Source organism: Marinobacter manganoxydans MnI7-9 (assembly GCF_000235625.1).
GTDB lineage: Bacteria > Pseudomonadota > Gammaproteobacteria > Pseudomonadales > Oleiphilaceae > Marinobacter > Marinobacter manganoxydans.
In genome coordinates this window covers 220,296-245,624 of the sequence record NZ_AGTR01000085.1, presented here as the reverse complement: position 1 = coordinate 245,624, position 25,329 = coordinate 220,296, and the positions used below count along the sequence as shown (strand labels likewise).

Genomic DNA, 25,329 nt, shown 5'->3' with positions numbered 1-25,329 from the left:
GTCAGATCGGAACGCCCTCTGGTTTGTCGCTGCCGGACCGGATCCGGAATGTACCTTCGGCGATGGCCAGCAGGTTGCCCTTGTCGTCATGAACCTCACCCGTACTGTTGAAAATCCGGGTGCCTCCGGCGCGCTTACGTCCGGTGACCCTGATCGTTCCGCCGGAGCACTGCCCGGTGAAGGTGGTGGTCAGGGACAGGGTGATGGCCTTACGCATCCGCCCCGGGTAGGGGCAATAGGTGCCTGCCTGGGCCAGCACAATATCCAGCAGCGAGGTGAGCACACCGCCGTGAATCACTCCGCCCAGGTTCAGGTGCCGGGGCTGCAGTTCCAGTTCCAGCACAGCCTCGTCCTCCTCCCAGGAGACCTGACGATAACCCAGCAGGCTGTGAAAACCGGGCAGGTCTTTTCCATCGGCAAACAGGGGCTCTTGCTCACTCATTACACTTTCATTCCTGGCATATTAAGGGACGCGGTATTACCACCGTCCACGGGCAGTGACTGGCCGGTGATGTAGCTGGCATCGTCGCTGGCAAGAAACAGGATAGCCGCGGCGATTTCTTCAGGGTTGCCATACCGGCGCAGCTCGCAGCGGGCCCCGAGCTTATGGGCTTTTTCATTGGCGCGGGCGTAGTCGAACACCGCCCGGGTCATGCCGGTTTCCACCAGGCCGGGACAGACGGCATTCACCCGCACGTTGTCGCTGCCCAGGTCACAGGCTGCTGTCATGGTCAGGTTGATGACGCCCGCTTTGGAAGCACTGTAGGCATTGCCACCAGCGCCGGACCGGATGCCCGCCACCGACGCGGTGTTGACGATAGCGCCAAGCTTGCGGGCCTGCATATGGGGCGCCACGTGCTTGATCAGAAGCATGGTGCCTGTCAGGTTCACCGATAGCACCTGGTCCCACTCGGCACGGTCGTTGCCGGTCACCGGCGGGTGGCCCTGACCGGTACTGGCAATGCCGGCGATATTGCACAGCACGTCGATCTGACCGAAGCTGGCGATAGCCTCGTTGACCAACGCATCCACCTGGGCTTCGTTGGCCACATCCACCAGCCGTCGAAGGCGCCGGGCTCGCTCTGGCAACTGGTTTTCAGTTTCCACCAGACCGGCCTCAGAGGTATCCGCCAGGATCACTGACGCACCCTCCCGAGCGAGTCGCAGAGCCGTCGCCCGACCAATGCCGCTGCCGGCACCGGTGACAATGGCTACCCGTTGATCAAACCGTCCCATATGCCGATGCTCCCCGGTCTGTCTCATTGTTGTTGGTTGATGGTGCTGGGGTCTTTCCATCCAGTTAATTTGTCACGCCTGTTGGTTTTGAGTCAATATAATCGGAAGTTAATTTCACTAGATAAAACACAATAACGTTTGAGGGGCAAAAAATGGAAAGCGGCAAGCGAGACATGCCGGTCTATGCGCCAATCGATCCCAGTGAGTCCATGGACGCAATCGGAAATCGTATCCAGCAACACGCCCAGACCCGTCGCAGCCACCCGGCCCTGATTGACGAACAGGGCACCCTGGACTGGCGAAGCCTTGTCGACCAGGTAAACCGTATTGCCAACCGGTTACGCGAGGCCGGTCTGCGGCCGGGCGAGTCTGTGGCTGCCTTGTCAGGAAACAGCCGGGACGATGTCGCCCTGTACCTTGGCACCCTGGTGGCCGGGGGCTGTATGGTGCCGCTGTCTGGCATGGCCAGTAGCGAAGCACTTGCACTGATGGTGGCGGATTGCCAGGCACGCTTTCTGTTCGTTTCCGGCCAACAGCGGGAGCTGTTTGGCCGCCTGCGAGCACAGCTGACCAAGGTACCCGGCGAGCGCATCATCAGCCTGGCCGGCCCCCTGGACGGAGCCGGTTACTCCCTGGTTGACTGGCTGGCGCAGACTACGGCCACCGCCCGGCCCGAGCAGGTCACCCTCGACGATCCGTTCAATATCATTTACAGCTCCGGCACCACAGGCACGCCCAAGGGGATCCTGCACGATTATCGCTTCCGCCAGCGTCAGATGGTCAGGATGAGCCGCTATGGGTTGGACGGCGAGGCTATCAACCTTGTATCAACGCCACTTTATTCCAACACCACCCTGGTTTCAGTGTTACCCACGCTCTACCACGGCGGCACCCTGGTGCTGATGGCGAAATTCGATGCCCACAGGTTCCTGCAACTGGCCGAAACCCACCGTGTTACGCACGCCATGCTGGTACCGGTGCAATACCAGCGGATCCTGGCGCAGCCGGATTTTGACCGGTTTGACCTCTCCAGCTTCAAGCTGAAGCTCTGCACCAGTGCCCCGTTGCGGTCGGCGGTGATTGCCGATGCCATGGCACGCTGGCCCGGCAACCTCCGGGAGGTCTATGGCCTTACCGAAGGCGGTATATCCACCAGTCTCGACTGCGCTGCCCACCCGGACAAATGGGACTCGGTTGGTGTACCCACCCAGGGCGCTGAGGTGCGGGTGATCGGCGAGGATGACCGTGAGCTGCCCCGGGGCTCCAATGGCGAGATCGTGGGCCGCGCCATTTCCATGATGCGCGGCTATGTGAATCGCCCGGAGCTGACCCGGGAGATGCTCTGGACGAGCCCGGAGGGTAAGGTGTATTACCGCAGTGGTGACATGGGACGAATCGACGAGGACGGCTTCATCTACATCCTTGATCGACGGAAGGATATGATCATTTCCGGCGGCTTTAACATCTATCCAGTGGATCTGGAAAAAGTACTGCTGTCGCACCCGGCGGTAGCCGACGCCACGATCATCGGTATTCCCAGCGAACACTGGGGGGAAACGCCCCTGGGCCTGGTGGTTCTCCAGCCCGATCGTAATGAAACCGAAAACGGGATACTGGAGTGGGCCAACACACAGCTGGGAAAATCCCAGCGTCTGGCGGCCATTGAATTCCGTGCCACGTTGCCCCGCTCTGCCATTGGCAAGGTGCTCAAACGGGAACTTCGCGCGCCTTACTGGCCCGGAACCTGAGGCGGCGCGAGACAGATCGGCCGTCGGTACTGCTGACGTTCAATCGATGAACTATCCTTTTATGAATTCTGTAATCAATGACCGATCAACCGCCTATTGCAAAAAACAAGACATGTGTTAGATTCAGAAAACTACGATTCACCATGCAGTCGCCAATTCTGCACAGTGAAACAAAGAAAGATCCATTGGTATAACTAAACAGTCATTCAATGCACAAGTACAACAACGAAAGAGGCCTACCATGACTCTAGTTAATAACGCTCGAAAAAAACTGACCGTCTTTGCCTCGGCACTGACCCTTGGTCTGTCAGCCGCCCTGGCTGCCACACCGGCCGCCGCGCAGGACACCGTAACCTGGAAAGTCCAGTCCCACTGGCCCGGTTCCAGCAGCTCATACACAGACAGCCTTGGCCGGATCAAACGGGTTCTGGAAGAGCGCACTGATGGCCGTCTGAAGCTGCAGCTTTACGAGGCTGGCTCGCTGTTCAAGGCCACGGACACTTTCAACGCGGTAAGCCGTGGCATCCTGGAAATGGGCACTATTTCCCCGTCATATGCCCAGGACAAGATCTCCCTCGCCGGCATTGCCTCTGGCCTGCCGTTTGCCTTCCGCAACGTCTGGGAGGCCGCCTACTTCCACCAGAACCTGGGGTTCGAACAGATGCTCCGGGACGAAGCGGCAGAGCATGACGTTTACTGGGCCACAGACAAAGTCTACCCGACTGAAATGGTGGTCAAGGAGCCGGTTGAAAGCGTGGAGGACTTCAACAGCCTGAAGATTCGCTCCTCCGGCGCCCTGCAAACCTTCCTGACCGAAGCCGGGGCCGCCGCCTCTTATATTCCGGGCAGTGAACTCTACTCAGCCCTGGATTCCGGCATCGTGGACGGTGCCCACTGGGGAGCGGCCCAGGGTGCCTACAGCATGGGCCTGTATGAAGTGGCCAAGTACCATGTGCAGCCTGCCCTGAACATTGCCGGCACTGATGTCATCATCGTCAGCCAGAAGGCTCTGAACAAGCTGCCGGAAGACATGCAGAAGATCGTCAAGGATGCCCTCAACGAGCAGTTCTGGATCCGCACCAACGAGTACCAGTACAAGGAGCGTATCACCCTGGCCAAGGCCATCGAGGAACAGGGCGTGCAAGTGAATGTCCTCCCGGATGAAGTCCAGAACAAGCTGGTCGCCACCGCCCAGGCCATGTGGGATGAGGAAGGCAAGCGCAGTGAGAATGCCAAGAAGGCGCTCGACATGCTGAAAGGTTACCTGGCCGACCTCGGCTATCTCTGATCAGCCATTGCTCTGACCGGGGCCGGGGTCTTCGACTCCGGCCTTTCTTTCCCCGAACCAAACCAGCATCCCATGGGAGAATGCCATGAGTGTGATGATTGCCGCATTCATGAGAGGGGTTACCCGTCTCAACGATTTCATCGGCCGGTGGGTTGCCCTCCTGATTTTCGCAATGTTCGTGTTCCTGCTTCTTGAAGTGGGGTTCCGCTATCTGCTCAATTCTCCCACGGTCTGGACCAACGAACTGACCCAGATGCTTTTCGGCGTCTACGCAATAATGTCCGGTGGCTACATCATGGCCCATCGCGGCCACGTCAACGTGGACCTGTTGCATTCGCACCTGAAGCCACGGAAACGCGCGGCCCTGGACATTGTTACCTCCGTGGTCTTTTTCATTTTCACGCTCGCCCTGCTGTGGTTCGGGATCGACATGGCCCAGGAATCCATGTCCAGTTGGGAGACTTCCTACTCGGCCTGGAACCCGCCCATCTGGCCGGTAAAGCTGGCCATTCCCATCGGCACCGCGCTGCTGGTTCTGCAAGGGTTGGTCAAATTGCTTGAAGACATCGCCGTGGCCTTCAACCTCGATTACTACACGCCTCAAGAGCCCGAATCTGAAGGAGAGCAGCTGTGAGCATTGAAGCCCTGACTCTCCTGTTCTTCGGTTCGCTGCTGTTTTTCCTGCTGCTGGGGCTGCCGCTGGCGTTTGTTCTCGGTGGCGTCTCGGTGGTGTTCCTGTATTTCACCTGGGGCTTTGATTCCTTCTACATGGTGGCCTCCCAGATCTGGGGCACCATGGAAAGCTTCACCCTGGTCGCCATCCCTCTGTTCGTGTTCATGGCCATGATTCTGGAACGCACCGGGGTGGCCCGGGATCTTTACCGGATGATGCACCTGTGGTGCGGCGGCCTCAGAGGCGGCCTTGCCCTCGGCACCCTTGGCATCTGCGCGGTGTTTGCCGCCATGGTCGGCATCAGTGGCGCTGCAGTGGTTGCCATGGGCACCATCGCCCTGCCATCCATGCTCGAGCGTGGCTATGACAAAAGCATGGCCCTGGGCGTAATCAATACCGGCGGTGGCTGGGGCATCCTGATTCCTCCCAGCATCCTTATGATTCTCTACGCCCTGATCACTGGTGTTTCCGTTGGCAAGATGTTCGCCGCCGGTATCATGCCGGGCGTGCTTCTGATGGTGCTGACCGCTATCTACATCATCGTGCGCTGCCATCTGCAACCGGAACTGGCCCCGGCGCTGCCAAAAGAAGACCGGGGCACCTGGCCGGAAAAATTCCGGGCTCTGCGAGCCGTGCTCCTGCCGATTGGCGTGGTGGTCATGGTGCTGGGTTCCATCATCGGCGGCATCACTACCCCGACGGAAGCTGCTGCCATGGGTGTTCTCGGCGCCCTGATTTCCGCCGCCGTGTACCGGCAGTTCAAGTGGAGCATTCTGAAGGAAGCTGCGATCCGCACCTTCAAGCTAACCGGCATGATCATGTGGATCCTGTTCGCCGCCCACGCGTTCAGCGCTGCGTACCAGAGCATGGGTGCCCAGGAGCTGATCGAGGGCCTGATGAACATGGTGCCCGGCGGCCCCTGGGGCATCATCATCGCCATGATGGTGATCGTGTTCCTGCTGGCCATGGTGCTGGATCCGGTGGGTATCATGCTGATCACCCTGCCGGTGTTCATGCCCATCGTGGAATCCCTGGGTTTCGATCCGATCTGGTTCGGCATCCTGTTCGTGATCAATATGGAAATCGGCTACATGACGCCACCCTTCGGCTTCAACCTGTTCTACCTGAAGGGCATCGTGCCGCCGTCGATCACCATGAAGGATATCTACAAGTCGATCATTCCCTTCGTGATTGTGGAGATCATCGGCATCATCCTGATCATGATCTTCCCGGAAATTGCCACCTGGCTGCCGGACCTGTTTTTCTGAGCCTGGGCCCAGCAAAAATTTGGCAGTGAATCCGTGAAAGCGCTACTCTCATAGGGCTCCCGGCATAAGGAATCCGGGGCCCAACACAAGGAGAGACGCTTATGCGCGGCCCATTATCTGCATCAATCCATACTGCAGTCATCACCACCCTGTTTGCCCTGCTCGCATTGTTTTCCGCGGGCACCCAGGCCCAGGGCCTGTCCGACCAGACCATCTCATCGTTTATCGACAGCCTGAAGGCTGCCGAACAGCTGGAGCCTGAGTTTGAGGACCTGAGTGAAGACATGGACAGCCAGAACGATGGCACCATGCCCGACTTCTCACGCATTTTCTCCGATTCGCTGAAGGAGCTGGAAGGTCACCAGGCCTATGGTCAGCTCGAGGATCTGGTTCAGGACCACGGCTTCGGTAGCCTTGAAGAGTGGGCGGCAACCGGCGACCGGATCTTCCAGGCCTGGATGGCCATCGAGATGGAGCAGCAGAGCCCGGCAGCCCAGCAAGAAATGAACGCGGCCATGGCCGAGATTGAAAACAATCCCAATATGACCGCCCAGCAAAAAGCTCAGATGCGGGCGATGATGGAGGGCGCCATGGGCGCGATGCAGAGCGCCAGCAATGCGCCTCCGGCAGACATAAAAGCGGTTCGCCCCCATGTTGATGCCCTCCGAGAAGCTGGCAACTACTGATACTCGAGTGCCGAAAAACAAAAAGCCCGACGGTTTAACCCGCCGGGCTTTTTTTGTGCGCGAGCAGCCATCAGGCCGCTCAGGCAGGCATCACGACATCAGGTTATAAACAAACACAATGGCAACTGCGATGGGAGTCACGAACCGGATCAGGTTGTACCAGAGGGTAAAGGCTCCTCCCTGAAGGGCCAGATCGGATTTCAGCGACTCTTTGGCCACGAACCAGCCGACAAATACTGCCGTCAGCAAACCGGAGAGCGGCAGCAGTACGTTGGCTGTGAAGAAGTCCAGAAGGTCAAAGATGGTCTTGCCTTCGAAGCGCTCAAACATAGCGAGCGGCGCGACGTCGGCCCAGACATTCAGCGACAGAATCGAAGCAATGCCCAGCGCCCAGCAGAGCACACCGACAAGGATGGAACTGCCTGTACGGGCCAGGCTGGTTTTTTCCTCAACCCACTCAACTACCGGCTCCAGCAGGGAAATACCGGAGGTCCAGGCGGCGAACAACAGCAGGATAAAGAACAGGGTGCCAAACAGGCCGCCCATGGGCATATTGCCAAAGGCCAGCGGCAGGGTCTGGAAAATCAGTCCGGGACCGGCACCGGCTTCCAGACCGTTGGCAAACACTACCGGGAAAATGGCCAGCCCGGCCAGGAGTGCGACGACGGTATCCATGATGGCCACGCTGACAGCGGTGCGACCAATGGACACATCCCGACCCAGATAGGAACCGTAGGCCATCATGATGGCCATACCGAGGCTTAAGGTAAAGAAGGCGTGGCCAAGGGCGATCAGAACCCCGTTGATGGTCAGGGCACCAAAGTCCGGCGTAAACAGGAAGCTGACGGCCTCACCAAAATGGCCTGTCGTGGTGGCATAACCTACCGCCACCAGCAGCAACAGAAACAGGGCCGGCATCAGGATGGTAACGGCCCGTTCCAGGCCTCCTTTCAGTCCCTGGGACACCACCAGAATAACCAGCGCCATGAAGATCGTGTGCCAGAGCAGCAGCTGCCCGGGGCTGGCCAGCAGGCCGCCGAACAACTCACCGATGGAGTCTGCGGTGCCACCGGTAAAGTCGCCCATGGCGGCATGTCCCACATAGGACGCCGCCCAGCCGCCGATCACCGAATAGAAAGAGAGGATCACAAAGGCCGCGATCATCCCGATGATGGCCGAGATCCGCCAGCCCGGCGCGCTGAGGTTGCGCTCTGCCACCAGCCGCATGCTGGTGATGGGGTTATGTCGACCATTCCGGCCGATAAACACTTCCGCCATCATGATGGGGATACCGATCACTGCGATACACAGCAGATAAATCAGCACGAAGGCGCCACCACCGTTTTCGCCGGTAACGTAGGGGAACTTCCAGATATTACCGAGACCGACGGCCGAACCGGTTGCCGCCAGAATAAACGCCAACCGGGAAGACCAGAGACCACGGGCGGCCCCTGAACCGTTGCCCGAAACCGAGTTGGACTGAGTCATATTGTGTTCCTGTGCTTTTGGCTGAGGAATGTCTTCAAAAAGGGATAGCCACGGCGTTGCCGGGGCAATTGGGGCGGGATTCTGCCAGCACTGGCGCTGCGATGCCAGTGCTGGCGCCCTCCGGAGCCGGGTTGAGCCGGCAGGAAGGAATGGAAGAAAAAGCTAACTAGCCGTTTTTACTGATAAACCTGGCGATCAGGTCTTTCAAGCCACGGGACATGGCGCTGAGCCGGTCACTGCTCTGCTTGGCGGAGTCGGCCTGGGCATCACTGTGATCGGCCAGCTCGGCAATATTGGTGATCTGGCGATTGATCTCGTCGGACACCTGGCTCTGCTCCTCAAAGGCCGCAGACATACTGATAAAGCTGTCGGAAATGGTCTGGATGGACGTAACAATATCCTTCAGGGAGCTCTCAGCTTCCTGCACCTTCTCAAGCCCCTGGCCGGCCACGGCTTCGCCGTCCCGGGTTGCCTGGACCGCGGAGTCCACCTGCTGACGGAAATCATCGATCACATTCTGGATCCGCACAGTGGATTCCCGAGTCCGGCGGGCCAGTGACCGCACCTCATCCGCTACCACTGCAAAACCCCGGCCCTGCTCACCGGCACGCGCCGCTTCGATAGCCGCGTTCAATGCCGGAAGGTTGGTTTGCTCGGCAATCTCGGAAATCAGGTTGGCGGCTTCACCGATGCTGTTGGTGGACTCACCCAGCTTGCTGATCGTCGAACCAATGCCGTTTACGCGGGTTACCAGCTCTTCAATAGCCACCAGCGCCTCGGCGCTCCGGTCGCTGCCAACACCTGCCAGACGATTGGCCTCCTCGGCTTCCCGGGCATTGCTGGTCACCGACTCGGCCACTTCCTGGATCGAAGCCGTCATTTCGTTGATGGCCGATGCGGTCTGGTCGGTTTCAGCCCGCTGCCGGGCGATCGCCGCCGCGCCATCGCTGATATAGCCATGGGAAGCCCGCGCCTGCTCGTAGAGCAGTTCTGCCTGGTCATCAATACGCGCCAGAGCCGTCCGAACCCGGGCCTCTTCACTGACCAGCAACAGCGACAGCTGCGAGAACAGTCCGCGTTCGTCGCTGTAGGTACGGGCAACAATGGGATCCCGGAAGGCATCTGGGCGAAGGTCCAGCAGCCTGCGCAAACGGGCAGCCAGGGAATTAAACACCAGGCCGAAACCCAGGGCATGACCGATCACGACCAAACCCGCCGCCAGCCACGGCTGGTTGAGCTGAAGCGCCACCAGGCTCAACACCAGAGAGACAAGGAATGGCCAGCCGGAACGGAGCATCGACAAGGCACGATTGCTGAAGGATGAGGTCATCTTCCCGGCAGAGATCTTGGAATACAGCCGCTCGGCCCTGGCGATCTGCTCGCGGGTCGGCTCGACCCGAACCGACTCGAAGCCCACCATCTGGCCGTTCTCACGGATCGGCGTAACGTACGCACTGACCCAGTAATGGTCGCCGCTCTTCGCCCGGTTCTTCACCACACCCATCCAGGCCTTGCCGGCCTTCAGGTAATCCCACATATCCTTGAATACGGCCTGGGGCATGTCCGGATGGCGGATGATGTTGTGAGCCTGGCCAACCAGTTCTTCCCGGGAGAAACCGCTGATTTCCACAAACTCTTCGTTGCAGTAGGTGATCACCCCTTTCAGGTCCGTGGTGGTAATCAACCGACCGCCTTTCCGCATTTTTACTTCACGCTGGGTAACCGGGAGATTCTTGCGCATAAACGGGCCTTCTGACTCGGAACGGTGATCACAGGAATAAAAACAGGCGCACAAGGGTAAGCCTTGATGAACATCATTGATATTCACCAAAAGTTACCCTGCGTATGGGAGTGTAACGGCAGAGGTTTTCGGAACCTTAGTGCGTGCAGTTACTTATGTTGAAACCGCCAACCGGGCTCGGGGGTGGAAGCGCGCGTTGACCCAGAGGGAGAAAGCGATAACGCCGCCCCCTACTGCCAGCCTCAGCAAATCGGCATCGCGGTTCCAGATCAGCAGGTTCACGATCAGGCCCGCAGGCACCAGGGCATTGTTCATGATAGCCAGGGTGCCGGCGTCAACCACACAGGCACCGCGATTCCACAGGAACAGACCCAGGCCGGAGGCAGCAAGCCCCAGCCATGCCAGGATGCCCCACTGTACCGGTGTGGTCGGCAGCTTCTCGGCATTGCCGAATATCAGGAAGGATGGCAGCGCAATGATCAGGGCACCGAAGAAGAAATAGCCGAAGGTTCGGTAGCCCGGCAGATCACTCTGGTAGTGTTGCATCACGTGCTTGTAACCTACCTGGCCGGCTGCAAAGGTAAAATTCGCCACCTGCAGCAAAAGGAAGCCGGTAATGAAGTCCTCACTGAGCCCGTCGTAGCGTATGATACCCGCCCCGACAGTTGCGATGGCTGCAGCCAGGAGCGCCACCGGTGAAAACCGGCGAAACAGGGCGTCATCCAGCAGGGTCACATACAGCGGAGTGAAAATCGTGAACAGCAGGACTTCCGGGACGGTCAGGTAGCTAAAGGACCGGTACAGACAGAGGTAGGTAATCCCGAACTGCAGCATGCCGGTAACCAGAATACCCAGCTTCTGTCCGGAAGCCACGCCCCGCCAACGGGTGAACGGCAGAAAGACCAGGGCACCGAGCAGCACACGGCTGAGCACCGCAAAATCGCTGTCCACCTGGCCGGCCAGAAATTCGCCGATCAGACTGAATGAAAACGCCCACAGAACGGTAACAAAAACCAGAAGTCCCATCGCCACTGCCATCTGTTGTGATCAAGGCGCGTACTTTAACGGTTTTCGGAGAAACTTGCAGTGCAGAAACACGGGATAAAACCCCATGGATGAGATCCACCAGCCATTACCGGAACCCCGCCAGCCGCTGGTCACCAGAACACTGACAGAGTGGCGAACCCTCTCCATTCTGGGCGGGCCGATCCTGATCGCCCAACTGGCCCAGATGGCCAACGGCGTGATCGATACCATTATGGCCGGCCACGCGAGTGCCGAGGATCTTGCGGCAGTGGGTATTGGCAGCAGCCTGTGGATGCCCCTGTTCCTGTTTTTCATGGGCATGCTGGGGGCACTGCAGCCCATTATTTCCGGCTACAACGGTGCCCGGGAGGTTGGGAAAATCATGCCCGCCACCTGGCAGGGCCTGTATCTTGCCGCCTTCGGGTCCGTCATCATGATCCTGCTGCTGACCCATGTGCATCCGGTACTGGCGCTTCTGAACCTGGAGGCCAACACCGCCCGCATTACCCAGGGTTATCTGGACGCCTTTGCCTGGGGCATACCGGCTCTGCTGCTACTTACAGCGCTGCGCGGCCTGACCGATGGCCTCGGGCATACTCGCGTGATCATGGCGTTCTCTGTGCTCAGCACGCTGATCAACCTGCCCATGAACTACATCTTCATCTACGGCAAGCTGGGACTGCCAGCGATGGGCGGGGTCGGCTGTGGCTGGGCCACGTCCATTTCCAACGGCGTCGCGGCAGCGGCATTGCTGGTATACCTGAACCGCAGCCGGGTTTACCGTCAGTTCCACCTGATTTCCGATTGGGTAAAGCCGGATCTGGCAGGCATTCGCTACATCCTCGGCATCGGCGTGCCCATCGGCTTCACCATCTTTGTCGAGGCCAGCCTGTTCTCGGTCATTGCTCTGTTTCTGGCACCCCTTGGCCCGGTGGTGGTGGCCGGGCACCAGATTGCCCTGAACGTGGTATCTCTACTGTTCATGCTGCCGTTGAGCATCGGTATGGCGCTGACTCTCCGGGTCAGCTTCCTTATCGGTGCCCGGGCGCCCGCCACCGCACGCCTCATCTCCCGAAGTTCACTGATTCTGGCGGCTGCTACGGCGCTGGTTTTTGCAATACTGCTGTTTGTATTCTCCCGGGAGATCGCAGCGCTCTATACCAGTGATACCGAGGTACAGGCGGTCACCGTGAGGCTTCTGATGTTTGCGGCCCTGTTCCAGATTGCCGATGTTATCCAGGTAACCTGCATCAGCGCCTTGCGGGGTTACAAGGACACCCGCATTCCCATGTTCATCATGCTGTTTTCATTCTGGGGCGTTGGTATGCCACTTGGGTATGTGCTGACGTTCATGGACTGGCTGGTGCCGGCCATGGGGGCTGCCGGCTTCTGGGTAGGCCTCACGGGTGGCCTGGCATCTGCCAGCATTCTGTTGGGGTGCAGACTCTTTCTGTTTGCTCCCAATAGCGATCAGGCCGTTTCGGCTGCAAGCTCCGGCGTGCGCTGAGCATCGGCAAATACAACACGATCCCGGCCAGCTTCCTTGGCCTCATAGAGTGCCGCATCCGCCCGGGCAAGCCAGCTATCAACGCTTTCGCCATGCTCGAGCAGTGCCACGCCGAACGACGCCGTCACCGAACCGCCGGGGTGCTTCATGTATTTGCGCAGCACCTGTTGCAGGTTGTTCATCACTGCCTTGAGGCCAATGCCATCGACACCCGGCAGGAGCAGTACGAATTCTTCGCCACCGTACCGGAACAGCTGGTCTGACTTGCGGGTGTTCTGTTTCAGCAGCGCCACCAGATCGGTCAAGACACCATCGCCCACGCCATGGCCATGCTCATCGTTGATCTTCTTGAAATGATCGATATCCAGCATGACCAAGGCATAGGGCAAACCGGTACGCTCGGCATTCGCTGCCGCCAGATCCAGCTCCTGATCCATTGAGCGTCGGTTCTTGATGCCGGTCAGCGGATCGATCGTTGCCAGATGCTCCAGACGCTCCCGCTGATCATGGTTCCTGTGGGCAAAGACATAGGCGCAGGCACTGACCACAAAGGCCGTTGAAGCAAACGACCACATCTGAACATCAGAGCGGAAAGCCCCACCATGAACCATCAGGGCAATGACCGAGGCAATGTTCAAGGCTACCGCAATCCTGGGATTAACAAGAAAGAAGGTAGTGACAAGACACGGGTATAACCAGAACAGTCCCGGCTCGCCTACCACAATGCCCACGACGACCGCGCCGCCACAAGCAACACTGGCAACAACCACGCCACTTCGTCGCGTGTCCCCGGTTACCCATGCATAGACCAGCGCAGAGCAGATACCGAGAAGAATCGTTGTATCCACCAGTCCGGCCAGCAGATTGCCCTGCAGGTAGCGCATCACGGCAAATGGAGTAATCCCCAGGAACGCGCTCACCCCCAGCAGGGTGATGATCGATAATCGGAAATCGGAAATCGGTCTTGAGGCGATGGAGCATTTAGCGTTTTCGTCCGACAAAAGTACTATCCAGAATTCCAGAATAGCTCAACCAATTTGAATGATCGTTAAAGGACAACGATTCTTTACATATTCTCTATCAAAAAAGACAAAGTGTGAACGCTTGCTCATTTTTTCTTCCTCCCGAAACAGGGGCAGCGGTAAAATCAGGTAAAACCGCACTGCTTCCTGGCCAGAGCCAGCCCGCGCCAGTGGAGCCCCAGCCGCATTCGGGGTTACACTGGCGACACAATTAACCTGCACCAGAGACACCTGATTTGACCGAACTTGTCCGAATTGCGCCCGGGGCGCTGACCATCGGCCGGCCCCTGCCTTGGGACGTCTACGATGCAGACGGCAATATCCTTCTGCGCCAGGGCTATGTAATTCAGACAGATTCCCAGCTGGAACAATTGTTCGAGCGCGGCCGATTCAAACCTCGCAAGATCGAACGCCCTCAGGAAGAAACGTTCGAGGATACCCGGGACAGGAACCCGTTTGCCGATTACCCGGATCTGCTCCATTCCCTCGAAGCAACCCTGAAGGCCATTACCGATTCCGACCCCTCGGCCCAAAAACGGCTGCTCGGCCTGGCCCGGAAGATCGAGCGCTCCTGCACGGAATCACCCGATGCAACCCTGGCACTGGTTCACCTCTACTCAATCGGCCCGGTCATTCACGAACAGATCCTGTTTTACGCCATTCTTTGCCAGTTTATTGGCCGGCAATTCGGCCTGGAGGAGAAGCGAGTTGCAGTACTGACTGCTGCCGCCCTTACTGCCAATCTTGCCCTCGTGCCCATCGCCGACAAGCTGAATGCGTCCAATACAGTGCTGAACGATGAACAGCGCGGCGTCATTCGCAAACACCCCGAACGCAGCATCCAGGCCCTGCAGGCCGCCGGTATCGACAACAAGCTGCTGCTGACCATCATTGCGCAACACCACGAGCAGGCCGACGGAAGCGGCTATCCGAAAGGTCTGAGTGGCACCGAAATACGGCCGGAAGCGGAGATCCTGGCGCTGGCAGAGCGTTACGTGGCCATGATCACCAAACGGGCCTACCGGCAGCGCATGAATGTGGCCGACGCCCGGAAGCTGATTGCCAACCTGGCCGACGGCAAGTTCCGACCGGCCATCCCCAAGGCCCTGCTGCAGATTCTCGGGGAGTATCCGCCCGGCATTCTGGTTCGTCTGGAAAACAACGAAGTGGGCGTGGTTACCCGCCGGCCAGTCAGAGCCCGGGGACCTTTCGTCAAAGCCATTTTCGGTCCCCGTGGCAACCGTTACACCGGCACCTTCGAGCGGGACACCAGCGAGCCGGATTTCGGCATCCAGTCCCTGGAAGAGCCGGAAGTCATGCCTTCCATGGACTTCAGCCTGGTCTGGGGCTTCCGCTCCTGACCAATGTCACCATGCTATAAACCCAGTGCTTTTGCATGATGATCAAGGTGATCATCAATGAATGAGGCAATGAAGAAATAGCTGTGATCATAGCCCCGGTGCATGCGCAGGTTGATGTGATGGTGGAACTTCTCACAGGCGTCCGCCAGCGCATCCGGGTTCAGCTGGCTGTCCAGAAACTCGTCCGCCGTGCCCTGGTCCACCAGTAGCGGCAACCGCTCCCGAGCGGTGGGAATGAGCAATGTGGCATCCCATTCTTCCCAACTTCGCGGATCGTCTCCAAGATAGCCCTTGAAGGCTTTCTGGCCCCAGGGGCACTCGGTTGGGTTGGCGATGGGCGCAAACGCCGACACCGAGGCGTAGCGGCCCGGATTCTTCAGGGCGCAGATCAGAGCGCCGTGGCCGCCCATGGAGTGGCCGCTGACGGAGCGCTTGTCTGTTACCGGCAATTCATTCTCGATCAACTGCGGCAATTCCTTCACCACGTAGTCGTACATCCGGTAATGGGGTGCCCAGGGTTGCTCTGTGGCGTTGATGTAGAAGCCGGCGCCGGAGCCAAAGTCATAACTGTCATCCTCGCCCGGCAGGTTCACTCCACGGGGGCTGGTGTCAGGACAAACGATGGCCATCCCCAGCTGAGCGGCCCGTTTCTGGGCACCCGCCTTTTGCATGAAATTCTGGTCGGTGCAGGTCAGCCCTGATAGCCAGTAGAGAACCGGCACCTTCTTCGGGTTGGAGCCCACAGCCACGGGCGGCAGGTACACCGCAAACTCCATGTCGCATTCGAGGGTAGCGGAAGTATGCCGGTAGCGGCGGTGCTCGCCTTCGAAACAGACGTTCGTGGATAGGAGTTCCATAGTGTCCTCAATTCAGAAAATAAGTGTGTTTCAGTCCAGGGCACTGGCGTGCTTTGGCGGCTCCAGACCGAAACCGGTGCGCGCCAACTCGGCCAGGATAGCAGTACGGGTGACAATACCAATCAGTTTGCCGTGATCCACAACCGGGTACACCTTTGGCTTGCCCGCACCGAGGTTCTGGGCAAGATCCACAACGGCCATCTCTGCCGAAATCGTCACCGGTTTCCGGAACATGACGTCGTCAACAAGTGGATCGCCCTCACGGTGATAGCCGCTGACCAGCAGGGCATGGATACAGTCCTGCTCGGAGATGAATCCGATAACATGGCGCTGGTCATCAACAACCGGAAGACCGGTTACGTGGTTGTGGAGCAGCGTCTTTACCACCTTGGTGAGCTGCGTGCCACAGCGGACCGGCTCGATGTGGTTCCACATGACATCTGAAACTTTGAGTGAACGCATGGGCAGAATCTCTCTCCTCGGTGGATGGTCGCCATTGTAATGAGCATAGGCAATCACCCCTGAATCCACCACTTTTACCGGGCCATCGGTTTACATGGGAAAATTTCTGACTAAACTCAGCCGGTTATACCCAATCCGGGTCAAAAATCCAAACCAATCCATGGCAGACAGAGGGAGATCCCATGGAAGCTATTTCTGAATTCGTAGGGCAGATAAACGGGCTGGTCTGGGGCCCACCCATGCTGGTTCTGATTCTGGGCGTCGGGCTATTCCTCAGCCTGGGCCTGAAGCTGATGCCGGTGCTGAAGCTGGGCGCCGGTTTCCGGTTGATGTGGAAAGGCCGCTCCGCCGCGGGATCTGAATCCGAGGGTGAAATCCCGCCGTTCCAGGCGTTGATGACAGCGCTCTCAGCCACCGTTGGCACAGGCAACATTGCCGGGGTTGCCACAGCCGTGTTCCTTGGGGGCCCCGGCGCGCTTTTCTGGATGTGGCTTACGGCCCTTGTGGGCATGGCCACCAAGTACTCCGAGGCGGTCCTGGCGGTGCGTTTCCGCGAAGTCGACGAACGCGGTGCCCACGTGGGCGGCCCGATGTATTACATCCGCAACGGCCTGGGTCGCAAGTGGGCCTGGCTTGGCGTCCTGTTTGCCGTCTTTGCCGCCATCGCCGGTTTCGGCATCGGTAATACTGTGCAGGCAAATTCGGTTGCCGATGTCATGGAGACCAACTTTGGGCTGCCGCACTGGGTGACCGGCCTCGTTCTTATGGTTCTGGTGGGTATGGTCCTGATCGGCGGTATCCGCAGGATTGGCCATGTCGCCAGCGCCCTGGTGCCGTTGATGGCAGTTTCCTATCTGCTCGCCGGGCTTGTGGTGCTGGCGATTAACGCAGCGGATATTCCCGCCGCTTTTGCCCTGGTGATCAAACATGCCTTCAGCCCCATCGCCGCCGAGGGTGGGTTTGCCGGTGCGGCAGTCTGGGCAGCCATCCGCTTCGGGGTGGCCCGTGGCATCTTCTCCAATGAAGCCGGCCTGGGCTCCGCGCCCATTGCCCATGCCGCCGCACAAACCCGAAACCCGATCAATCAGGGCATGGTGGCCATGCTCGGCACCTTCATCGATACCATTATCATCTGCACGATTACCGGACTGGTGATTATCACCTCCGGCACCTGGACCTCCGGGGAATCCGGGGCGGCACTGACCTCCATGGCATTCCAGGAGGCGCTGCCCGGCGTTGGCAACTATCTTGTAGCCATTGCCCTCGCAGTTTTTGCGTTCACAACCATTTTGGGCTGGTCGTTCTATGGTGAGCGCTGCATCGAGTTCCTGTTCGGCGTAAAGGCCATCGTGCCGTACCGCATTGCATGGATTCTGGCTATCCCGGTGGGTGCCACCCTGAACCTGGGCTTTGTCTGGCTGGTGGCAGACACCCTGAATGCCATGATGGCGCTGCCAAACCTGATTGCCCTGCTGATGCTGAGCCCGGTTGTGTTCAAGCTCACCCGGGAGCACTTTGAGAAAGAGAAGGCATTGGGGGTGTGAGGCCCTTGTAATTGCCTCATCTGGCACCAAGGTTTGTCGTATACACTCAGAACACAACCCGGCCGTTTCAGGGCCGGAATAACAAACGAAATTGTCACTAACATGATCAAAGGAGAGTACACATGACTTTACGTCTCGGAGATACCGCCCCTGATTTTGAACAGGACTCCAGTGAAGGGAAGATTTCGTTTTACGACTGGCTGGGCGACAGCTGGGGCGTGCTGTTCTCGCACCCGGCGGATTTCACCCCGGTCTGCACGACCGAGCTGGGCCTGACCGCCAAACTGAAGGACGAGTTCGCCAAGCGCGGCGTCAAGGCCATCGCACTGAGCGTTGATCCGGTCGATTCCCACCACGAGTGGATCAAGGACATCAATGAAACCCAGGGCTGCGCGGTAAACTTCCCGATCATTGCAGACCATGATCGCAAGGTGTCCCAGCTGTACGACATGATTCACCCGAATGCCGACAGCAGCCTTACCGTGCGCTCGCTGTTCGTGATCGACCCGAACAAGAAGGTTCGCTTGATGATTAGCTACCCGGCCAGCACCGGTCGTAACTTCAACGAGGTTCTGCGGGTGATCGATTCGCTGCAGCTGACCGACGAGCACAAGGTCGCGACCCCGGGCAACTGGGAGCGTGGTGGCGATGTCGTTATCGTTCCGTCCCTTCAGGACGAGGAAGAAATCAAGCAACGCTTCCCGAAAGGCTACAAGGCTGTGAAATCCTACCTGCGGATGACACCAGACCCGAAAGCCAACTGGAGCGGTGACTGATCACTAGCCTCTTAAGCCTATAAAAAAGGCCGGGCAGCATTCGCTGTCCGGCCTTTTTCATGGTCGTGGATCAGGCAATCAGAATGCCGGAACCACTGCACCCTCATACTTTTCCATGATGAAGTCGCGAACCGCATCAGACTTCAGAGCCGCAGCCAGTTTCTGCATAGCCTCGCTGTCCTTGTTGTCCGGACGGGCGACCAGGATGTTCACATAAGGTGACTCGGAGCCCTCGATCACCAGCGCGTCTTCAGACGGGTTCAGACCGGCTTCCAGCGCATAGTTGGTATTGATCAGCGCCAGGTCGACCTGGTTCAGGATACGGGGCAGGGTGGCAGCTTCCAGTTCCTTGAAGTCGAGATCTTTCGGGTTATCGGCGATATCACGGGGTGTTGCAGTGATCTTGCTCTCGTCTTTCAGGGTGATCAGGCCCGCCTTCTGCAGGAGCAGCAGCGCACGGCCACCGTTGGTCGGGTCGTTCGGAATGGCAACCACCGCACCTTCTTTGAGCTCGTCCAGCGAATCAATCTTGCTGGAGTAGGCGCCAAACGGCTCAACGTGAACGCCGGTCACGGTTACCAGATTGGTACCACGGCCTTCGTTGAATTCATCCAGGTACGGCTGGTGCTGGAAGAAGTTGGCGTCCATCCGCTTCTGGTCCACCTGGATATTCGGCTGGATGTAATCAGTGAATACCTTCACGTCCAGTTCCACGCCCTGCTCGGCCAGCTGGGGCTTCACGAATTCCAGGATCTCGGCATGGGGAACCGGGGTGGCAGCTACGGAGAGTTCTTCGGCAGCAACGGCGCCGGAGAACGTAGCTGCGGCAGCCAGTGCTGCGAGTGTTTTCTTCAGATTCATAGATCGATTCTCCTGTTGAGCATCTTGAACAAATGAGTTCGGGTTCGGAGTACGGCCGGCGGTCGGTCGGAGTACCCTTCCGAAAAACGCCCGTGAATACGTCCGTGTAGGGCTCGGTCGCGCCATCCCTGGCGCTCCACGTTTTCGGAAGGGTACTCCGACCGCCCACCGGCCTATATCCAGCTTTTCTACTTTCTGCTGAAGTACAGAACCAGACGGTCGCCGACCATCTGCAGCACCTGTACGAAAATAACCAGTAGCGCGACTGTAATGACCATTACGTCGGTCTGGAATCGTTGATAGCCGAAGCGGATCGCCAGATCGCCAAGACCGCCGCCACCTATGACTCCGGACATGGCCGCGTAGGAAACCAGAGTGATCGCAGTAACGGTGATACCAGCAATGATGCCTGGCAGCGCTTCCGGTAACAGAGCACCGAAGATGATCTGTTTAACGCTAGCGCCCATGGCCTGGGTGGCCTCGATGATGCCGCGGTCCACTTCTCGCAGGGAAGTTTCCACCAACCGTGCAAAGAACGGCGCACCGCCAGCCACCAGCGGCGGGATTGCTCCGGCCACGCCCAGCGACGTGCCGATCAGCATTACGGTGAAGGGGATCATAACGATCAGCAGGATGATGAACGGCACGGAACGGAGCACGTTCACCACGAACGACAGCACCGCATAGGCCACCGGCTGTTCCAGCAGCTGGCGTTTGCCGAACAGGAACAGAAGAACGCCGATGGGCAGGCCGATCAGGACGCTGAACAGCAGGGACATACCCACCATCACCAGGGTATCCCAGCTGGCCCAGCCAATTTCGGTCCAGTCTACATTGCTTAACAGGTCTTCCATCAGCGCAGCACCTCCACGTGAACGTCGGCGGCCTTGAGCGCCTGCATGGCCACCTCGAGATCACCGCCCACCAGTGACAGGGTCAGTTGGCCGTAGGGTGTGTCCTTGATGTGGTCGATTCGGCCGGAAAGAATGCTGAAATCCACGCCGGACTCCCGGGCAACGCTGCCCAGCAGCGGTTTATAAGTGGATTCGCCCTTGAAGGTCAGGCGGAGGATCCGGCCGCTGGCCTTGCTCAGGTCTTCCTGGAGTTCGTCCCGGTCAATGCTTTCGCTCTCGAAGACAAAGTCTCGTGTGGTCGGGTGCTTCGGGTGCAGGAACACCTCGCTGACCGGGCCCATTTCGACCACTTCACCAGCATCCATCACAGCTACGCGATCGCAGACCCGGCGCACCACGTCCATTTCATGGGTGATCAGTACGATGGTCAGGCCCAGTTCCCGGTTGATGTCGGCCAGCAGCTTCAGCACCGACTGGGTCGTTTGCGGGTCAAGGGCGCTGGTGGCTTCGTCGCACAGCAGGATCGTGGGCCGGCAGGCCAGGGCACGGGCAATGCCCACTCGCTGTTTCTGCCCGCCGGAGAGCTGCGATGGGTATTTGTTGGCGTGGTCGGTGAGGCTGACCCGGGCCAGCAGTTCCTCAACCCGGTCACGGATCTCGGTCTTCGAGTAGATGCCCGCCAGCTTCATCGGGAAGGCAATGTTGTCCGCCACGGTTTTCGACGACAGCAGGTTGAAGTGCTGGAAGATCATTCCCACCTTGCGGCGAAAGGCACGGAGTTCGGCAGCGTCGTAGTCGGTAATGTTCTCGTCGTCGATCAGAATACGACCGCCGGTGGGTGGTTCCAGCAGGTTGATCAGACGCACCAGCGTCGATTTACCGGCGCCGGAATGGCCAACGATGCCGAATACCTCGCCGGTTTCAATGGTCATATCGGTGGGATGAAGCGCGGGGATCGCCCGGCCGCCTACCTGATACGACTTCTGTACCTGGTCAAATACAATCACGGTCAGCGCCTTGTGGGTGCAGCGTTAAAAACCGGCGATTATAGCCCATTCGGTTGGCAAACCCGAATTCCGGAATGATTCTCAGTGTGGGTAGATGTCCCTACACAAACGGTTACCTGACATCCGCCACAGCCCTGAACTAAACTTGGATGTCATAAGAACCTTAATTTCCCTCCGTTTCGAGAGCAGCGCGACCCAGAGATGCCAAAACGTGACCATTGAAAAACAGCCAACGCCCTCACGGATGAACTCTACCCAGGCATGGGTCACTTATCTCAGCAAGGTCGAGCTGCCGGTTCTGGCCAACACTCTCAAGCGTATCAATGAGTTGACTGACAGCGGGAACAGCACGGTTAACGAACTGGCCAATGTCATCCTCAACGATGCCCAGCTCACCTCCCAGGTGCTGAGACTGTCCAACACCGTGTTCTACAACCAGACGCGGACGCAGGTCAGCACGGTCAGCCGGGCCATTACCCTGATCGGCTTCGATGCCGTGAAATCCATGGCCATTTCCTCGCTGATCGTCGATGCGCTCCTGAAACGCAACGACCGCCCGCACCTCCTGCGCTGCCTGGCACGAGCCATTCACGCCGCGGTTCAGGCCCGGTGTCTGATGCCCAAACGGAATGAAACGGCCCTGGAAGAGGTTTTTATCGGGGCCTTGCTGATGAACATCGGCGAGCTGGCGTTCTGGTCCTGCGAGACAGAACAGGCGACGGAACTCGAGGAACGACTGCGGCTTGAGGAACCGCCGGTTGAGGCCCAGAAAGCCGTTCTGCACTCAACGTTTACCGAAATCACCCGCGGTCTTGTGGAGGCCTGGTCCCTCGGGCCATTTATCAGGGATGTTGTGTCTCCGGGTCAGGCCAATTCCATGGCTTCGAGCCTGGTGCGGAATTCCGTGGAAATGGCCCGACTGTCAGAACAGGGCTGGAGCGGTCCGGACATGGACAAGGTATTGGAACGCCTGGGCAGGGATATTGGTGAGCCCCCGGCGGTGGTTCGCGACCAGCTCAAGGTGAACGCATCGGAGGCCACCCGCGTGGCCGTTTCCCTGGGCATTCCGCAAGTCACTGCCATGATGCCCGGCGCCGAGGGCAAATCAGGCGACACCGGCGCAAGGGCGCCGGACATGGATGCAGAGCTGCAGCTTGAAATCCTGCGCGAATTAAGCCATTGCCTCGCCGAGAAACCGGATATCAACGAAGTCTGTCAGCTGGTAATTGAAGGCATACACCGTGCTATTGGTATGCAGCGAGTCGCCCTGTTGATGAGTGACCGCACCGGCAACGAACTGGTGCCCCGAAAACTCGGCGGCCGTGGCACCGAGGAATGGCGCGAACATTTCGTGATTCCCAAGGACGGCACCGGGCCACTGGGCCCGCTTCTGCCTCACGCCCATTGCAGCATCTACGAACCAAAACCAAACGCCGAAGGCGTGGCGTATGATCGCTGGCTGGGCAAAGTGCCGGCGTTGATTGGCCCGATCAAGGCAAATGGAAGGCTGGTCGGTCTGTTCTATGCCGACAATGCATCCGGTGCTTACCTGCCCTCAAGAGAGCAGCTATCAGCCTTCGGCCACTTTATCCAAAACGCACAACTCTGTCTGACGTTGCTATCCACACACTGACAGCCGGAGCGAAAGGTTCCGGCTGTCAGTTACCTTTCAGTGGAGAGCTCGCATCTGACGCGGATAGAGCGCTGCACTGACTTCCGGCTCTTCCAGCAGGTCGGCCAGTTCGCGGTCTACCGTGGTCTCTTCACCTTCTTCGGGCAACGGCTCGAACAGGGTGCTCAGCCAGGAGGCAACGGAGGGCGCTTCGTCGCGTTTGTAATCGGTGGACAGCGCCTTGATGCGGCGGAAGCCGATGATGCGCTGGTGCTTGGGGTCCCGAATCTGTTCAAAACCCCGCCAGTAAACATGGTCCCTGGTGTGCAGCTGCACGAACAGGGTGTCTATAGGTCCGTCTGAATCGTCTGCACCCTCCGCTTCTTCCTCAACGGCTTCTGGGGCCGCTTCGGCTTCCACTTCAGGTTTCTTGTGACGGATGGTGGTCCAGGCCGGGTACAGCACAGCCACGGCATCCGCTTCAACATGCTCGCGGGCGGCGCGGAGGATCAACCCCCAGCGGGCCTTGTCGGCATCGGTTTCAAGGGAATTGATGGGCAAGTCGTAGCTTTGCTCGCTGGACAGAACGATGGCCATCATCGGGGCGTCTAACTCCCCCATGGCCTCGGCCTGTGCTACTGATACCAGTTCATCGATTGCCATCGGTTGGTTCATAATACGCTCGCCTCCTCGATGCCATCAGGGTCGTTCAGGAAGAAGGGGTCTTCCTGACTAACAGCATAGCCTGTTCCGGCTACAAAGATAAACGTGGAGTTTCCCCAGCCGGATCACAACCCCGGATAACTCAAAACGCGTCCTCAAGTTTTTCATAATTGCCGAACCAGGGGTTTGCCTCTTCCAGTTGGCCCGCCAACTGAAGCAGGGTCGCTTCGGCGCCGTGGGGCCCGCCGAACTGCACCCCCACCGGCAAACCTTCGGCAGTCCAGTGCATCGGCACAGACATGGCAGGTGTCCCGGTGAGGTTGGCCAGCTGGGTAAACGGCGTTCGCGCCAGGCTTTCCAGGGCCATCTGGTCCACCTGTCCAGAACGATGCACCAGTTTACCGGCCTTCAATTTCAGCATCAGGCGTGCTGCAAACTTGAGATGGGCCGGCGTTTCCAGTTCACCGATGGCCGCCGGCAATTGCCCGGTCGCAGGGCTGAGGTATAGATCGTAACTCCCGAAGAACGCGCCCAGCGCCCTGGCAAAATCGTTCCACTGCTGGCGGCGGCGGACATAATCGGAGAGCGGCATGGTCTCTCCAAGCATGCCGATCAGCCGGGTATCCAGCTCGAAATCGCTGTCGATAGCGCCGAACTGCTCTTTCGCCTTCGCCATCAGCGCCGACACTTCGCCGAAATACAGGCCCAGGTAGCAGCGGGCAAGAGCCATTCCGTCGAATTCCGGCGCAGCGTACTCAACCCTGTGACCCAGATTCTCGAGAACCCGGGCCGTTTCCTCCACGGCTGCAACGCACTCCGGTGCTACCTCCGTATTGTAGGGTGAAGACGTGAACACGCCGATTCTTAGCTTGCCCGGAGACCGCTGCATGAGCTCGGAGTAGGCCGCAGACGGCCCGGGAATCTCGAACGGGTCGCCCGGAGCCGGCCCACTGAGCACATCCAGCATCGCCGCACTGTCTCTCACCGTCCGGCTGACCACATGGTCGGTAGACGCACCGGTCCAGGCTTCACCCATAAAGGGACCCGAGGAAATGCGTCCCCGGGACGGCTTGAGGCCAAACAGGCCATTGTAGGCAGCTGGAATGCGGATGGAGCCGCCGCCATCGTTGGCGCCGGCCATGGGTACAATGCCGGCCGCCACCGCCGCGCCGGAGCCGCCACTTGAGCCACCCGGGGTCAGCTCCGTGTTCCAGGGGTTGCGGGTTGGCCCCCAGAGCTCAGACTCGGTCACCGCTTTCAGACCAAACTCCGGCGTGGCGGTTCGCCCCAGGAAAACCAGACCGCCGTCCCGGGCCCGACGGACGAATTCCGAGTCCTGGGGCGCAATATTCTTTGTCATCCCGCGACTGCCATAGGTACACGGGTGCCCAGCCTGTTCCTGGGCAAGGTCCTTCAGCAGCAGAGGGACGCCGGCAAAAACGGCCTGCTCGGGGAAACGCTGGGCTGGCGCTTCGGAGAACTGGGGATAGCAGATCGCGTTCAGCGTGCCGTTCACTCGGGTTGCCCGTTCCACGGCCGCCTCGCATACTTCCCTTGAAGTGACCTCGCCCCGACGGACAAGATCAGCGAGTGCAGTAGCATCGTAACGTAGGTATTCAGATTGCTTCATGGCAGGTTCCATTTGTTAT

General features: G+C 58.9%; 24 protein-coding genes. 10 read left to right on the top strand and 14 right to left on the bottom strand.

Annotated elements, in window-relative coordinates; translation table 11 throughout:
* Position 1 precedes the first annotated feature (1 nt).
* Positions 2–442: a PaaI family thioesterase gene (locus tag KYE_RS19715; protein ID WP_008177028.1), complete on the bottom strand. Its 441-nt coding sequence runs from the start codon at positions 440–442 to the stop codon at positions 2–4.
* Positions 442–1,236, bottom strand: coding sequence for an SDR family NAD(P)-dependent oxidoreductase (locus tag KYE_RS19710; RefSeq protein ID WP_008177026.1), 795 nt, complete (start codon positions 1,234–1,236; stop codon positions 442–444). The genes KYE_RS19715 and KYE_RS19710 overlap by 1 nt, the downstream gene beginning before the upstream one ends.
* A 152-nt stretch (positions 1,237–1,388) precedes the next feature.
* Here KYE_RS19710 and KYE_RS19705 point away from each other — a divergent pair, with 152 nt between their 5' ends.
* The 5 genes from KYE_RS19705 to KYE_RS19685 all read left to right on the top strand — a co-directional run bounded on the left by KYE_RS19705 (position 1,389) and on the right by KYE_RS19685 (position 6,899).
* Positions 1,389–2,984 carry a class I adenylate-forming enzyme family protein gene (locus KYE_RS19705; RefSeq protein ID WP_008177024.1) on the top strand — a complete coding sequence of 532 codons (1,596 nt, stop codon included), beginning with the start codon at positions 1,389–1,391 and terminating at the stop codon, positions 2,982–2,984.
* A gap of 241 nt (positions 2,985–3,225) precedes the next feature.
* Positions 3,226–4,272 (top strand): TRAP transporter substrate-binding protein DctP, encoded by a 1,047-nt coding sequence (gene dctP, locus KYE_RS19700; protein WP_008177022.1) that lies wholly within the window; start codon positions 3,226–3,228, stop codon positions 4,270–4,272.
* An 85-nt stretch (positions 4,273–4,357) separates the two neighbouring features.
* A complete protein-coding gene (locus KYE_RS19695; protein WP_008177020.1) occupies positions 4,358–4,906 on the top strand; it encodes a TRAP transporter small permease subunit in 549 nt (182 codons plus the stop codon).
* Positions 4,903–6,213, top strand: a complete 1,311-nt coding sequence (locus tag KYE_RS19690) for a TRAP transporter large permease (RefSeq protein ID WP_008177017.1) — start codon at positions 4,903–4,905, stop codon at positions 6,211–6,213. The genes KYE_RS19695 and KYE_RS19690 overlap by 4 nt, the downstream gene beginning before the upstream one ends.
* Positions 6,214–6,314: 101 nt before the next feature.
* Positions 6,315–6,899, top strand: a complete 585-nt coding sequence (locus KYE_RS19685) for a hypothetical protein (RefSeq protein WP_008177014.1) — start codon at positions 6,315–6,317, stop codon at positions 6,897–6,899.
* Positions 6,900–6,989: 90 nt separating this feature from the next.
* On the opposite strand, the gene KYE_RS19680 is transcribed toward KYE_RS19685, so the two are convergent.
* The 3 genes from KYE_RS19680 to KYE_RS19670 form a co-directional block, all read right to left on the bottom strand.
* Positions 6,990–8,387 carry a sodium-dependent transporter gene (locus KYE_RS19680; RefSeq protein WP_008177013.1) on the bottom strand — a complete coding sequence of 466 codons (1,398 nt, stop codon included), beginning with the start codon at positions 8,385–8,387 and terminating at the stop codon, positions 6,990–6,992.
* Positions 8,388–8,553: 166 nt separating this feature from the next.
* The gene (locus KYE_RS19675) at positions 8,554–10,128 is read right to left on the bottom strand and encodes a PAS domain-containing methyl-accepting chemotaxis protein (RefSeq protein ID WP_008177011.1); all 1,575 of its coding nucleotides are present in this window, start codon (positions 10,126–10,128) and stop codon (positions 8,554–8,556) included.
* A 153-nt stretch (positions 10,129–10,281) separates the two neighbouring features.
* Complete coding sequence (locus KYE_RS19670) at positions 10,282–11,154, bottom strand: carboxylate/amino acid/amine transporter (protein WP_008177008.1); 873 nt, start codon at positions 11,152–11,154, stop codon at positions 10,282–10,284.
* 85 nt (positions 11,155–11,239) lie between these two features.
* Here KYE_RS19670 and KYE_RS19665 point away from each other — a divergent pair, with 85 nt between their 5' ends.
* Positions 11,240–12,661, top strand: a complete 1,422-nt coding sequence (locus tag KYE_RS19665; RefSeq protein ID WP_008177007.1) for an MATE family efflux transporter — start codon at positions 11,240–11,242, stop codon at positions 12,659–12,661.
* Here the strand turns inward: KYE_RS19665 and KYE_RS19660 are convergent.
* Positions 12,625–13,662, bottom strand: coding sequence for a GGDEF domain-containing protein (locus KYE_RS19660; RefSeq protein ID WP_008177005.1), 1,038 nt, complete (start codon positions 13,660–13,662; stop codon positions 12,625–12,627). The genes KYE_RS19665 and KYE_RS19660 overlap by 37 nt on opposite strands.
* 27 nt (positions 13,663–13,689) lie before the next feature.
* Positions 13,690–13,914, bottom strand: coding sequence for a hypothetical protein (locus tag KYE_RS21505; protein ID WP_139043690.1), 225 nt, complete (start codon positions 13,912–13,914; stop codon positions 13,690–13,692).
* A gap of 5 nt (positions 13,915–13,919) precedes the next feature.
* Here KYE_RS21505 and KYE_RS19655 point away from each other — a divergent pair, with 5 nt between their 5' ends.
* Positions 13,920–15,044: an HD-GYP domain-containing protein gene (locus tag KYE_RS19655; RefSeq protein WP_008177002.1), complete on the top strand. Its 1,125-nt coding sequence runs from the start codon at positions 13,920–13,922 to the stop codon at positions 15,042–15,044.
* A gap of 14 nt (positions 15,045–15,058) precedes the next feature.
* Here KYE_RS19655 and fghA read toward each other — a convergent pair whose 3' ends face one another.
* Both fghA and KYE_RS19645 read right to left on the bottom strand, forming a co-directional pair.
* The gene (gene fghA, locus KYE_RS19650) at positions 15,059–15,901 is read right to left on the bottom strand and encodes an S-formylglutathione hydrolase (RefSeq protein WP_008177000.1); all 843 of its coding nucleotides are present in this window, start codon (positions 15,899–15,901) and stop codon (positions 15,059–15,061) included.
* Between the two features lie 30 nt (positions 15,902–15,931).
* A complete protein-coding gene (locus tag KYE_RS19645) occupies positions 15,932–16,363 on the bottom strand; it encodes a CBS domain-containing protein (protein ID WP_008176998.1) in 432 nt (143 codons plus the stop codon).
* A gap of 182 nt (positions 16,364–16,545) precedes the next feature.
* Between KYE_RS19645 and KYE_RS19640 the strand changes: the two genes are divergently transcribed.
* Both KYE_RS19640 and KYE_RS19635 read left to right on the top strand, forming a co-directional pair.
* Positions 16,546–17,907 carry an alanine/glycine:cation symporter family protein gene (locus tag KYE_RS19640; protein ID WP_008176996.1) on the top strand — a complete coding sequence of 454 codons (1,362 nt, stop codon included), beginning with the start codon at positions 16,546–16,548 and terminating at the stop codon, positions 17,905–17,907.
* Between the two features lie 122 nt (positions 17,908–18,029).
* Positions 18,030–18,683, top strand: coding sequence for a peroxiredoxin (locus KYE_RS19635; protein WP_008176994.1), 654 nt, complete (start codon positions 18,030–18,032; stop codon positions 18,681–18,683).
* A 78-nt stretch (positions 18,684–18,761) separates the two neighbouring features.
* Here the strand turns inward: KYE_RS19635 and KYE_RS19630 are convergent, their stop codons facing one another.
* The 3 genes from KYE_RS19630 to KYE_RS19620 all read right to left on the bottom strand — a co-directional run bounded on the left by KYE_RS19630 (position 18,762) and on the right by KYE_RS19620 (position 21,405).
* Complete coding sequence (locus tag KYE_RS19630) at positions 18,762–19,544, bottom strand: MetQ/NlpA family ABC transporter substrate-binding protein (RefSeq protein ID WP_008176992.1); 783 nt, start codon at positions 19,542–19,544, stop codon at positions 18,762–18,764.
* Positions 19,545–19,732: 188 nt separating this feature from the next.
* Complete coding sequence (locus KYE_RS19625; RefSeq protein WP_008176989.1) at positions 19,733–20,398, bottom strand: methionine ABC transporter permease; 666 nt, start codon at positions 20,396–20,398, stop codon at positions 19,733–19,735.
* Positions 20,398–21,405, bottom strand: coding sequence for a methionine ABC transporter ATP-binding protein (locus tag KYE_RS19620; protein ID WP_008176987.1), 1,008 nt, complete (start codon positions 21,403–21,405; stop codon positions 20,398–20,400). The genes KYE_RS19625 and KYE_RS19620 overlap by 1 nt, the downstream gene beginning before the upstream one ends.
* 211 nt (positions 21,406–21,616) lie before the next feature.
* Between KYE_RS19620 and KYE_RS19615 the strand changes: the two genes are divergently transcribed.
* Entirely contained in the window at positions 21,617–23,038 is a 1,422-nt protein-coding gene (locus KYE_RS19615) for an HDOD domain-containing protein (RefSeq protein WP_008176985.1), read from the top strand.
* 36 nt (positions 23,039–23,074) lie between these two features.
* On the opposite strand, the gene KYE_RS19610 is transcribed toward KYE_RS19615, so the two are convergent.
* Complete coding sequence (locus KYE_RS19610) at positions 23,075–23,692, bottom strand: hypothetical protein (protein ID WP_008176983.1); 618 nt, start codon at positions 23,690–23,692, stop codon at positions 23,075–23,077.
* A gap of 130 nt (positions 23,693–23,822) precedes the next feature.
* Positions 23,823–25,310, bottom strand: coding sequence for an amidase (locus KYE_RS19605; RefSeq protein ID WP_227497889.1), 1,488 nt, complete (start codon positions 25,308–25,310; stop codon positions 23,823–23,825).
* Between the last annotated feature and the right edge of the window lie 19 nt (positions 25,311–25,329).

Bases quoted from the DNA above. Each gene is read 5' to 3' on its own strand.
- KYE_RS19605 (WP_227497889.1), bottom strand. From the start codon at position 25,310: ATGAAGCAATCTGAATACCTACGTTACGATGCTACTGCACTCGCTGAT.
- KYE_RS19635 (WP_008176994.1), top strand. From the start codon at position 18,030: ATGACTTTACGTCTCGGAGATACCGCCCCTGATTTTGAACAGGACTCC.
- KYE_RS19710 (WP_008177026.1), bottom strand. From the start codon at position 1,236: ATGGGACGGTTTGATCAACGGGTAGCCATTGTCACCGGTGCCGGCAGC.
- KYE_RS19645 (WP_008176998.1), bottom strand. From the start codon at position 16,363: ATGCGTTCACTCAAAGTTTCAGATGTCATGTGGAACCACATCGAGCCG.
- fghA (WP_008177000.1), bottom strand. From the start codon at position 15,901: ATGGAACTCCTATCCACGAACGTCTGTTTCGAAGGCGAGCACCGCCGC.
- KYE_RS19685 (WP_008177014.1), top strand. From the start codon at position 6,315: ATGCGCGGCCCATTATCTGCATCAATCCATACTGCAGTCATCACCACC.
- KYE_RS19610 (WP_008176983.1), bottom strand. From the start codon at position 23,692: ATGAACCAACCGATGGCAATCGATGAACTGGTATCAGTAGCACAGGCC.
- KYE_RS19630 (WP_008176992.1), bottom strand. From the start codon at position 19,544: ATGAATCTGAAGAAAACACTCGCAGCACTGGCTGCCGCAGCTACGTTC.
- KYE_RS19675 (WP_008177011.1), bottom strand. From the start codon at position 10,128: ATGCGCAAGAATCTCCCGGTTACCCAGCGTGAAGTAAAAATGCGGAAA.
- KYE_RS19640 (WP_008176996.1), top strand. From the start codon at position 16,546: ATGGAAGCTATTTCTGAATTCGTAGGGCAGATAAACGGGCTGGTCTGG.
- KYE_RS19670 (WP_008177008.1), bottom strand. From the start codon at position 11,154: ATGGGACTTCTGGTTTTTGTTACCGTTCTGTGGGCGTTTTCATTCAGT.
- KYE_RS19665 (WP_008177007.1), top strand. From the start codon at position 11,240: ATGGATGAGATCCACCAGCCATTACCGGAACCCCGCCAGCCGCTGGTC.
- KYE_RS19680 (WP_008177013.1), bottom strand. From the start codon at position 8,387: ATGACTCAGTCCAACTCGGTTTCGGGCAACGGTTCAGGGGCCGCCCGT.
- KYE_RS19705 (WP_008177024.1), top strand. From the start codon at position 1,389: ATGGAAAGCGGCAAGCGAGACATGCCGGTCTATGCGCCAATCGATCCC.
- KYE_RS19715 (WP_008177028.1), bottom strand. From the start codon at position 442: ATGAGTGAGCAAGAGCCCCTGTTTGCCGATGGAAAAGACCTGCCCGGT.
- dctP (WP_008177022.1), top strand. From the start codon at position 3,226: ATGACTCTAGTTAATAACGCTCGAAAAAAACTGACCGTCTTTGCCTCG.
- KYE_RS19695 (WP_008177020.1), top strand. From the start codon at position 4,358: ATGAGTGTGATGATTGCCGCATTCATGAGAGGGGTTACCCGTCTCAAC.
- KYE_RS19625 (WP_008176989.1), bottom strand. From the start codon at position 20,398: ATGGAAGACCTGTTAAGCAATGTAGACTGGACCGAAATTGGCTGGGCC.